The 10,880-nt window shown below is 48.3% G+C and carries 13 protein-coding genes; 2 read left to right on the top strand and 11 right to left on the bottom strand.

Features of this window, described 5'->3' with window-relative positions:
* Positions 1-255: 255 nt before the first annotated feature.
* Positions 256-477: a hypothetical protein gene (locus AC50YG_RS30515; protein ID WP_046234262.1), complete on the bottom strand. Its 222-nt coding sequence runs from the start codon at positions 475-477 to the stop codon at positions 256-258.
* A 165-nt stretch (positions 478-642) separates the two neighbouring features.
* Positions 643-1,269, bottom strand: a complete 627-nt coding sequence (locus tag AC50YG_RS30510; RefSeq protein ID WP_494832454.1) for a stage II sporulation protein M — start codon at positions 1,267-1,269, stop codon at positions 643-645.
* A 109-nt stretch (positions 1,270-1,378) separates the two neighbouring features.
* Here AC50YG_RS30510 and pdaB point away from each other — a divergent pair, with 109 nt between their 5' ends.
* On the top strand, positions 1,379-2,194 hold the full coding sequence (pdaB, locus tag AC50YG_RS30505; protein ID WP_473755047.1) for a polysaccharide deacetylase family sporulation protein PdaB: 816 nt from the start codon (positions 1,379-1,381) through the stop codon (positions 2,192-2,194).
* 30 nt (positions 2,195-2,224) lie between these two features.
* Here the strand turns inward: pdaB and AC50YG_RS30500 are convergent, their stop codons facing one another.
* Positions 2,225-2,854, bottom strand: a complete 630-nt coding sequence (locus tag AC50YG_RS30500) for a KinB-signaling pathway activation protein (protein WP_473755046.1) — start codon at positions 2,852-2,854, stop codon at positions 2,225-2,227.
* Positions 2,855-3,008: 154 nt separating this feature from the next.
* Here AC50YG_RS30500 and gerD point away from each other — a divergent pair, with 154 nt between their 5' ends.
* The gene (gene gerD / locus AC50YG_RS30495) at positions 3,009-3,707 is read left to right on the top strand and encodes a spore germination lipoprotein GerD (RefSeq protein WP_473755045.1); all 699 of its coding nucleotides are present in this window, start codon (positions 3,009-3,011) and stop codon (positions 3,705-3,707) included.
* Between the two features lie 146 nt (positions 3,708-3,853).
* Here gerD and AC50YG_RS30490 read toward each other — a convergent pair whose 3' ends face one another.
* From AC50YG_RS30490 to AC50YG_RS30455, 8 genes are all read right to left on the bottom strand, one after another.
* Positions 3,854-4,963, bottom strand: coding sequence for an iron-sulfur carrier protein/transcriptional regulator SalA (locus AC50YG_RS30490; RefSeq protein ID WP_473755044.1), 1,110 nt, complete (start codon positions 4,961-4,963; stop codon positions 3,854-3,856).
* 133 nt (positions 4,964-5,096) lie between these two features.
* On the bottom strand, positions 5,097-5,849 hold the full coding sequence (cwlD, locus tag AC50YG_RS30485; protein ID WP_494832462.1) for an N-acetylmuramoyl-L-alanine amidase CwlD: 753 nt from the start codon (positions 5,847-5,849) through the stop codon (positions 5,097-5,099).
* 202 nt (positions 5,850-6,051) lie between these two features.
* Complete coding sequence (locus AC50YG_RS30480; RefSeq protein WP_494832445.1) at positions 6,052-6,747, bottom strand: phosphoadenylyl-sulfate reductase; 696 nt, start codon at positions 6,745-6,747, stop codon at positions 6,052-6,054.
* A 272-nt stretch (positions 6,748-7,019) separates the two neighbouring features.
* Positions 7,020-7,412, bottom strand: a complete 393-nt coding sequence (gene rpsI / locus AC50YG_RS30475) for a 30S ribosomal protein S9 (protein ID WP_046234255.1) — start codon at positions 7,410-7,412, stop codon at positions 7,020-7,022.
* Positions 7,413-7,432: 20 nt separating this feature from the next.
* Positions 7,433-7,870, bottom strand: a complete 438-nt coding sequence (gene rplM, locus AC50YG_RS30470; protein WP_046234254.1) for a 50S ribosomal protein L13 — start codon at positions 7,868-7,870, stop codon at positions 7,433-7,435.
* 184 nt (positions 7,871-8,054) lie between these two features.
* Positions 8,055-8,813 (bottom strand): tRNA pseudouridine(38-40) synthase TruA, encoded by a 759-nt coding sequence (gene truA / locus AC50YG_RS30465; protein ID WP_494832442.1) that lies wholly within the window; start codon positions 8,811-8,813, stop codon positions 8,055-8,057.
* 621 nt (positions 8,814-9,434) lie between these two features.
* Positions 9,435-9,800, bottom strand: coding sequence for a 50S ribosomal protein L17 (gene rplQ, locus AC50YG_RS30460; protein WP_046234252.1), 366 nt, complete (start codon positions 9,798-9,800; stop codon positions 9,435-9,437).
* 42 nt (positions 9,801-9,842) lie between these two features.
* Entirely contained in the window at positions 9,843-10,787 is a 945-nt protein-coding gene (locus AC50YG_RS30455; RefSeq protein ID WP_046234251.1) for a DNA-directed RNA polymerase subunit alpha, read from the bottom strand.
* Positions 10,788-10,880: the final 93 nt, after the last annotated feature.

Below are 10,880 nucleotides of genomic sequence, written 5' to 3'. Positions count from 1 at the left end.
CTCTCCATTTAGGTGTTTGACTTGCTCATTACTTTTTTGTATCGCTTTACATTAACGAAGTTAATGTGGCAGTTTCACTCGTTGTTCAGTTTTCAAAGAACAATTTCTCTTGCTTGCGTTTCGTTCTTGTCTGAAGTATGTCTCAGCGGCGACTCATATAATATATCACGGGCGCCTATACGATTGCAAGTGTTTTTTTGAATTTATTTCAGATTATTTTCCGGGCTTAAATTCAGGCCCTTTAGAGGCCTTAAATTACTTATATGTACGGACGTTTAAAGCGTAGCGGGAAAGCTCTTTGGGGGATGCCAAGCGGGCATACATGCGGAAAATCGTTTTGTAACGACGGGTAATCGACTGCTTGATTTCTCCATCTAGACGGGAGTCATTGAGATCAAGCAGCATTTCATCGAGTTCCTTGCGCAGGACGTAGTCGAGTTCTTTGCATTCTTTATCGTTGAATAGAATTCCTAGCATAGTGGTTTGCGCCCTCCTCAAGTGGTGACGGCCGTTCGCCTGTATAGTGAATAGGCTCGTCCTTGCTCTGCCTCATGCAGCTTGATGATGAAACAGTAAAGCGGCGTCTACGCTTCGCACGTAAGAACGCCGCTTTACTGTTATGCACAAATAATGGGAATTTTATTACATGTTCAGAAGCCAAGGTGTAATGATGCTTTCAATTAAGGAAGCCACTAGCAGAGAAATCGTAAGCACAACGGCGACTGGGATCGTTTTTTTCATAAAAAATAAAATTTCCAAACCGCTCTTATCGACCTGCCCATTTGGGCTAACCGTCGATTTCATCAGTTTTAAAACGAGGACGCCAAATCGCATGCCATATGCTCCAGCAATAATAATTGCCGGAATTTCAATAATGCCGTGCGGCAGCAAGCCTTTAAAAATCATTTCCATTACAGTGCCCGCTCCATGCAGCTCAGCTGTCCGGTTCAGCAAATAACCAATAATCATTCCATTAAAGACGAGGAAGAACAGCGGAACTAATCCAAGGAACGCACCGAGATACATAATGAAAATTGATTTAATGGCATTGTTGAAAAAAATGAACAATATATAGCTCATCGTCGGATTATCTGACTGATCGAGCTGCTGTGCCAGCTCTGCTATCGCCTCCAGCTGTTGGTCCATCATGTCGCTAATCGCCGTATTGCTTCCACCTACAACAATTCCGGCAAAAAATAGGATACACCCAAAGGCAATATAGCCGCTCATCGAGCGAAAGTGATCGAGAATTTCCCGAGGCTTAAACAAATGATGCCCTCCTCTGCCCATTTTAAATTGAACAAGCATGAATAACTTGGCGCTATGAGCATAGATTGTACTAGAACAAGCTTCCATTAGAGAGGAGAGCCCGCCTAAGATGAACTTTTTTTATGTAATGAACGGTCGTAAAATCAAGCACTACAGTCTAATTGTACTTGCACTCGTATTCTCGGTAGGCGTCATTTACGCGGAGCGCGACAATATTACGGTGTTTTCACCGCAACAGCCCGCTGCCATCTACAGTGTCCCGACAGAAAAGAAAGTCGTGGCCCTTACGTTTGATATTAGCTGGGGCGAAAAACGCGCGGAGCCAATATTGAAAGTGCTTAAGGACAAAGGCATTACGAAAGCTACCTTTTTTCTATCGTCGCCCTGGATTCAATCGCATTCCGATATTGTGAAGAAAATAACCGACGCCGGTTATGAGATCGGAAGCCACGGCCACAAGCATGATTATTACAGCAAGCTGAGCGACGACGAAATCCGCACGCAAATTTCTACTGCTCATTCGATTATTTCCGATACGACTGGCAAACAGCCTAATTTGATTCGAATGCCCAATGGCGATTTTGACAAAAGGGTACTCCGTATTGCGAGCGAAATGAACTATAAAGTCATTCAATGGGACACCGACTCCCTAGACTGGATGAACATCGGCACGGATAAAATCATTAGCCGGGTAGTGAGTCGCGCTCATCCTGGCGATATAATATTGATGCATGCCAGCGATTCCGTGAAGCAAACTCATGAAGCACTGCCCGTTATTATCGACGAGCTGCGCTCCAAGGGCTATGACTTCGTGACGGTGACGGAGCTAATTACACAGACGGAAACCGAGGGCAAAGCCGTACAAGACAAATCCACCCTCTCCTCCACCGGTACAAGCCAATTGAACGCAGCAGTGAAGCATTAAGCCATGCAGGCTTAAAAAATAGCTCCTACATTAAGCGACCGGCTTTGCAGATGATGCAGATTCGGTCGCTTCGCTTTTCAAAATCCGCGGCAGCATCAATATTTGGTACGCATTACATACAAACAGCGGCACAATCATAAAGATGATGGCTGCAGTATTGGTTTCCCCTTTTAAAGCCGGATAAGCTTCAATGAACGTAACAGTGAACATCAGGAACGCGGTCGGCACAAAAGCTACAGCTTTCGTCTGCTTCACCTTTACATAAGAAACAGCAAGGGAGAACACCATAAGCAGAAGCGGCAGAAGCCAGAAGAACCAGCCATTCGTCCGCTGCTCAAACAGCAAATAGCCTAGAGCAAATGCTGCAAACACGGTGGAATAGCCTTGCAGCGTATTCCAGAGATAGCTTTTGCGAAACACGCTAAGCGCGATATAATTTAAAGTCAAATAAGCGAAAAAGCCCATCTGGCTAAATGCCCCAAACATAAGGCCAACAAGCGCCATCATGGCAAAATTGAATCCAGAGGCATCCAGTCCCATAAAACCAAACTCTGGATCCGTCCACTGCATCGTTATTCCGCATATCGCTGTAGCCAAACCACCGACTGCCATACAGCTCCAAAAAAGAAAAAACCATTTTCTGATATTCACGTTTGACATCCCCCTAAATTTTTCAAGCACACCCTGTCCAACATCCTTTATTTTACCACGTTCACATTAAAAAGCTAACCTTTCCCCATGATAATGGGCGGAACTTTGGCACATACTACTCCCATCAATACAGGAATGCTGCCACGAAGGGAGAACACGAATCATGCGCATTCGTATGACGGTAATTATGCTTCTCATTGCAACGTCTTTTGTCTTGACCAGTTGTGGATCAGAATCATCGGGAAGCAGCCAGCAAGTCACGTACAAAGACATGAAATCGATGGTCATTGATATACTTAAAACGGAGGATGCTCAAAAAGCGCTTCAGGAATCGGCACAGCAAATGTCGGGCTATAACGGAAATACGTCCAAGCTTTTGTCTGTGCAGGATCAAGAGCAAGTCCGTTTGGCGGTAAAGGATGTGCTGGTCGCACCGGAATATGACAAGGTAATCAAAACGCTGATGACCGACGTTCGTTTCGCCGGGGAATTTGCCAAAGCCGTCAATAAGCAGAACAAGGAAATTCACCAGCAGCTGCTTAAAGATCCGTCGTATCAGGAGCAGTTAATTAAGGTGATGAAAAATCCGGAGATGGATCGGATGATTTTGGAGGTGCTGCAAAGCACGCAGTACAAAAAACAAGTCATGTCGATTATGCAGGAGTCGATGCAAAATCCGCTTTTCCGGCTTGAAATTCTTGATCTAATGAAGAAAGCCGTTCAGGAAGAACTGAAACCAAAGCCTAACGAGAAGGTCGACAAGCAAGGCTCTGGAGAGGAGCAACAAGACTCCGGTGACGATAGCGGCGGCGACCAGCAGGATTCTGGCTCGGGAGACGGACAGCAGGATAGTACGATGTAGCTTGTGAATAAGGTGAAACGGCTGACGCCGTCCTAGTAAAAAAGAAAGCCCCTCTATGAATGCAGTTAGGCCAGTTGCCTGACTGATGCTTCATTCATATGCACGGGGCTTTCTTTCATTTCGTTATTCAGTTGAAGGAACGGGAGCTATTCGCATTTTTGCAGCACTTTGTCCGCAAGCTCCAAATAAAGCTGACCGGTCTCGCTCTCTGCCTTGTATACGGATGGCGAGAAGTCTGGCTCTGATGGATGATTATCCGGCGCACCAAGCGGTATTTGGGACAGCAGCTCGGCATGCAGCGACTCCGCTAGCCTTCCGCCACCGCCGCGGCCAAAAATGTATTCCGGCTCGCCGCATTTGCTGCATTTGTAATACGCCATGTTTTCAACGATACCGATGATTTCATGTTCGGTCTTAATAGCCATTGCTCCTGCGCGAGCAGCAACGAATGCAGCTGTTGCGTGCGGCGTCGTGACGATGATTTCTTTGCTTTGCGGGATGATCTGATGGACGTCCAGCGCCACATCGCCTGTTCCCGGCGGCAGGTCAAGCAGCAAATAATCAAGCTGACCCCATTCGATTTCGTCAAAAAAGTTGCGCAGCATTTTGCCCAGCATCGGGCCGCGCCATACGATTGGGCTGTTATCCTCGACAAAAAAGCCCATCGACATCACTTTCACCCCGAATTTTTCAATCGGGATGACCCGCTCGTTCACGACCTGCGGGCGTTCTTCAATGCCCATCATATCGGGCACGCTGAAGCCGTAAATGTCGGCGTCGATAATGCCGACGCGCTTGCCCCTGCGAGCGAGAGCGACCGCGAGGTTCACGGTCACTGTGGATTTGCCGACGCCGCCCTTGCCGCTGGCGACGGCAATGAACTGCACCCCGCTGCGGGCATCCAGCAGCGGGCTCGCCAGCCCGGCCCCGTGGCCTTGCACGGGGCCGGCGGCGCCTGCGCCTGCGGCAGCGGAGGCTTCGCCGCCGCCGCTTGGCGCCCCGCGCTGCGCGGATGCATCCGCCGCAGCTGCGGGCTCTAGCGCACGAAATCGGCAATGCACGGTTTCGGCGCCCAGCCGCGCTAACGCTTCGCGCAGCGCGGCTTCCAGCGAGGGCTTCGCCTCCTCGCTGGCAATCAGGACCGTCAGTGAAACTTGACGGTCCTTCACCATCACATCGCGGACGGATACCTCGCCCGCCGTATATATCGCCGTTACTGCTTCAACGGCTTCCAAAGCTTGCTCACGTGTTAACATAGGATACGTCCCCACCTTTATGTATGCGATTACTACTTATTAATAATGATTATAGCATAGTTAAGCAACAACATTCATGGCTGTAACGTGTCGAAACGGTTTCATCCTTGTGGCGTGTCCTCTGTCGGCAGCATCATTTTTCTCCAGCAGCGTATCTCAGCAGTCCTTGATAAATGGAAGCCGCGACCTTCCGCTGGTATTCTGAATCGGCTAGTCTGGCTGCTTCTCCTGGATTAGACAGAAAACCGACTTCAATTAAGGCGGTGGGCACATCCGTAATGGCTTTGAGCAAATAGACGGAATTTTCCGTTGCTGCGACGCGGCTCGTATTTTCCAAATTGCGTTTAATCTCGTTTTGAATAGCGGCAGCAAGCAGCTTGCTGCCGCGATGATTAGCCGGATTGTAAAAGGTTTGCGCCCCTGACCATTTGGCTGATGGAATACTGTTCATGTGTATGCTGACGACCAAATGCGGCTGGCTCCCCTTAATGACATTCACACGCTTATGCAGATCCTCCGTTTTCCGCCTGCTGTAGGTTTTCGTATCTGGAGCTGCGAGATCATAATCCCCTTCGCGCGTCATCACGACAATCGCTCCCGCCTGCTGCAAATAATCGCGCAAATATAGCGCAATCGCCATATTCAAATCTTTTTCAACGACTCCCTGCTTGCTTACCGCCCCGCCGTCCACTCCCCCATGCCCAGCATCAAGCGCGATCGTTTTACCAGACAACGGCGTTGCCCACGTCTTCCATGTCCGTGCAGTCCGTTCATCTCCATAAGTAAGCAGCGTCCATACGAGTGCAATTGCCAGCACAGCAGCAGTCAAGCGCAGCGCTCCCTTTAGCGTTATCCAAACGACCCAGCGTCGTCCCCATCGGCGCAAAAAAACCACCCCGTCCTCCATCAAATAATAATCAGCACCAGCTTGGCCGGCGCTCATTATCATCTATATGGGACGAGATGGTTAATTATGAGTGTGCTTCTGCACGTTCACAGTATCACACGAAAAGACTTATTAGGTGACAGGCTGCTCCGCCATCTTACTCATCTGGCTTCTCATGCTGTCTAGCCTTCTTCAGTAACGATTATTTATGCAAGCCGCACTCTGTTTTTTCTTGTCCTGCCCAGCGTCCAGCGCGTGGGTCCTCACCTGGCATAACTTGACGCGTACAATATTCGCAGCCAATGCTCGGATAGTTTTGATCATGAAGCGGATTGTAAATGACATCATTTTCGCGGATATAATTCCATACATCCTCCGATGTCCAATGGGCGATCGGGTTAAACTTGACCAACCCGAATTTTGCATCGTATTCGATTTTTTTAGCGTTGGCACGTGTTGGTGCCTGATCACGACGAATACCTGTAATCCATGCTTCGTATTGGGACAGAATCCGGGTAAGCGGCTCTACCTTACGAATGCTGCAGCATTGATTGGCATCTGACTTCCACAGCTCTTCGCCATATTGCGCAGCTTGCTGCTCCGCCGTAATTTTCGGCTTCACCTCTACGAATGGAATTCCTGGGTAGCGCTCGATCATACGATCGCGAGTCTCATACGTTTCTTTGAAATGAAAATCAGTATCGAGGTAGAAAATATCGGTTGTCGGGCTAACCTTCTGCAGCATGTCTACAAGCACGACATCCTCTGCACCGAAGCTGCAAGCAAAAGTCAGATTAGGAAATGTCGCCACAGCAAATGCAATAATCTCTTCTGGCGTTGCATTTTCAAGCTCTACAGCTTGCTTGGCAATAAGCGCTTCCTTCTCAAAAAGGTTCATCGTTTTATCCCTCCGCATCAATTCCAAGTATATTGATCTGTATTTAAGTTTAATTATACGTCGTCCAATAACAATCTTCAATATCTAGTTTACTCCAAAATGAATTAAAGTTTGATTCTCATCCAAAAAACAGGCTCCAAGCACGCTTCTTCCCCTTGTCCCGTCTGTCCCTAACCGTCCCACCTATTTCAGCTTCTTGGCATCACCCTTCACAAGCTTCAAAAAACAACAAAAAACCCCCGGCCAGAAGGCCAGGGGCTGTAATACAAAGATTAACGTTTCGAGAATTGTGGCGCGCGACGAGCCGCTTTAAGACCGTATTTTTTACGCTCTTTCATACGTGGGTCACGAGTCAAGAATCCAGCGCGTTTCAGAGCTGGACGGTATTCAGCGTCTACTTTCAGTAGAGCGCGGGAGATACCATGACGGATAGCGCCTGCTTGGCCGGACATACCGCCGCCGTTAGCAATAACCAATACATCATATTGCGTAAGCGTTTCTGTCAGGTTAAGCGGTTGTTTAACGATTAGTTTCAATGTTTCCAAACCGAAGTATTCGTTGATATCACGTTTGTTAATGATGATTCGTCCTTCACCTGGCACGAGACGTACACGTGCAACAGAGTGTTTACGACGACCCGTTCCATAGTATTGCACTTGAGCCATGAAACTGTCCTCCCCTTTAATTACCCGCGAAGTTCGTAAACTTCAGGATTTTGTGCTTGGTGCGGATGTACCGAACCAGCGTATGCTTTAAGTCTAAGCTTCATTTTGTTACCTTGACGTGTTTTTGGCAACATGCCGTGAACAGCCAATTCGATAACGCGATCAGGCTTTTTGTCGATCATCACGTTAGCCGGTGTAACTTTCAAACCACCGGAGTACATCGAGTGACGGTAGTACATTTTGTCTGTCAGTTTTTTACCTGTCAGAACGATTTTCTCAGCGTTGATTACGATAACGAAATCGCCTGTATCAACGTGAGGTGTAAATTGCGGCTTGTGTTTGCCACGGATCAAGCTAGCTGCTTCGCTTGCCAGACGACCGAGGGTTTTACCTTCCGCATCAATGATGTACCATTTACGTTCAACTTCATTTGGCTTAGCCATATAGGTGGTACGCATGGAGATCCTCCTTCATTCGCTTACGTTTAAAATTTAATTTTATCAAAGAACGTTTCCGTTCGATTTATAACAGTTATTGCTGCCAAGTTTGTGACAATCTCAGTCGGGGCTGTGGGATAGCCACTAAGAAAGCACAAGTTATATATTACTATATATAGTGGCCTAAAGCAAGCAGTTTGTACGATTAACTTCTTAGTTCATCCGGATATTCAACTTCGACCAGCGTAAGGCCATGAGGCATTGCAGTTGGGCCTGCCAAAGACCTGCTTTTGCCTTCTAATATGCGCTTCATATCTTCCGGCTTCAGCTTGCCTTGCCCCACCCATAGCAGTGTCCCCATAATAACCCGCACCATATTGTACAAAAAACCGTTGCCGGTCACGTACATATGAAGCTTGCTGCCCTGCTGCTCAAAATACGCCTCATAAATCGTTCTTATATGATGCGGCTTTGTCGAATGAATAGATGTGAAAGAAGTAAAATCATGCTCGCCAATCACATAGGGAAGTGCTTTCGCCATAGCCTCTGCATCTAAGCGCATCGGATAATGAAAGCAATACTCACGGGTGAATACATCTGGGAACTTGCCACGATCTATCGAATAACGATACGTTTTTCGTTTGGCCGAGCGCCGGGAATGAAAATGCTCCGGCACCTCGAACGCCTCCAAAATAACAATATCCTTCGGCAGCCTCGTATTCAGCGCAATAGCCCATCGTTCCGCAGGTATGACGGATTTCGTATGAAAATTGAATACCTGGCCCATAGCATGAACGCCTGCATCTGTCCGGCCCGAGCCAATGATATTAATCTCCTCACCCGTCAGTGCCTTTAACGATTTCTCAATCTCCTGCTGCACCGTTCTGAGATGCGGCTCCAGCTGAGATTGGAAGCCATTAAACTGCGCCCCATCGTAGCTAACTTTTACTGCAATATTTCGCATGTGGAATTCCTCCCAGACCCTCGAGAGGGCTTCTAGCCAAACCTTTAAAGGTTTCTATCCCAAACCCTCAACCGAGAGTCTACCCAAACCTTCAAAGGCTTTCCAACCTCCAGCTCCCTCAAGCCTTTGCTGCATCCATAAGAACTGCGCGGCCGCTCCTGCCTCGCAGCAAATACCGGAGGTGTCTTCCATTGACGCTCTAAGCAAAGCTGAGCAGCAGGAAGTTTTTAGACATAGTGTGCCTGAGTAAGTAATAGGGAACACTACGTCTGCTGCCTTCCTGGCGCTCAGGCCGCGTTTATTTGCGGCTTGTGAGGTCCGGGCTGGGCGAAGCGAGGCTGGGTGGTAGAGTGATGTGCTTTGGAGAGGGAATGGGAGTGGAGTGAAAGGTTTGGAGCTGGAGAAGCGAAGCGTTCGTCTTTGTTGTCTGATTTAAACCGCTAAGCGCTAGTTATTAATAATCAGACAACAACAACGATCGTAAGCCCAAACCTTTCACGGAACGCCCGCCCCGCCCAAAGCTTCACACTATCATCAGCCGACGCGAAGCCACTCTATCCCTGCTCTCACAAAAGCCAGCAAATAAAAAAAGGTGGCCTCGAGGGTCCACCCTTTCTCATGTTACGCGCGGTCTACCAGTTCCAAATATACCATTGGCGCAGCGTCGCCACGGCGAGGTCCTAGTTTCAAAATCCGCGTGTATCCGCCCGGACGCTCCGAGTAACGGGGGCCCAGCTCCGAGAACAATTTTTGGATTGCATCTTGCTCTCCATCGATTGTTTCACGACGCACGTAAGCTGCTACTTGACGACGAGCGTGCAAGTCGCCTTGCTTCGCTTTCGTGATCAGCTTTTCAGCGATCGAACGAACCTCTTTCGCTTTTGCTTCCGTTGTTTGAATACGCTCATAAAGGAAAAGGTCAGTAACGAGGTCACGGAACAATGCTTTCCGCGCGCTAGCGTTACGGCCTAGTTTTTGATATGCCATCTTGATTTTCCCTCCCTTGCCTGTAGTCTAGACTAATTGATGCTACTCTTCCATGCGCAGGCCAAGACCCAGTTCTTCCAGCTTCTCTTGAACTTCCTCAAGCGACTTGCGGCCCAGGTTGCGAACCTTCATCATGTCCTCTTCGGATTTCGTAATCAGCTCTTGAACGGTATTGATTCCTGCACGCTTCAAGCAGTTGTATGAACGTACGGAAAGATCGAGTTCTTCGATAGTCATCTCCAGAACTTTCTCTTTTTTGTCTTCTTCCTTCTCCACCATAATCTCGGCATCTTTCGCTTCGTCAGTCAAGCCAACGAATAGATCCAAATGCTCAGTCAAGATTTTAGCGCCGAGGCTTACAGCCTCTTCCGGACGAATACTTCCGTCAGTCCAAACTTCCAGCGTAAGCTTATCATAGTTAGTCACTTGACCAACACGAGTATTCTCCACACTGTAATTCACACGTGTAATTGGCGTGTAAATCGAATCAACCGGGATGACTCCAATCGGTTGATCTTCCCTTTTGTTACGGTCCGCTTGCACATATCCGCGTCCCCGATTAGCAAAAACACGCATATGGAGCCGCGCGCCGGAGGCCAAGGTGGCGATGTGAAGATCAGGGTTCAAAATCTCGACATCGCTGTCAGCACGAATATCGCCCGCCGTAACGATTCCTTCGCCTTCAGCGTCGATTTCCAAAACCTTCTCTTCATCGGAGTGGATTTTCAACGAGAGGCCCTTCAGGTTCAGAATGATTTCAGTTACGTCTTCCATCACTCCTGGAACTGTAGAGAACTCGTGAAGCACTCCGTCGATCTGAACGGAAGTAACAGCTGCACCCGGCAAAGACGACAACAAAATTCGGCGAAGCGAATTTCCAAGCGTCGTGCCGTAGCCACGCTCGAGCGGCTCAACAATGAACCGTCCGTAAGTCCCATCCTCGTTCAAATCCACGGTCTCGATTTTCGGCTTTTCGATCTCAATCACTAATAGTACCCTCCTTCAAACGTCGCTCCGTTACCATACCGTATCTTAAGTCAAATCTCGTAGTATGCCAAACCTTCACAACCATTATTCACA

This window comes from Paenibacillus sp. J31R34 (assembly GCF_059383715.1).
Note: the sequence above shows the minus strand (reverse complement) of the source record. Positions and strands in the feature narration are given on the sequence as shown.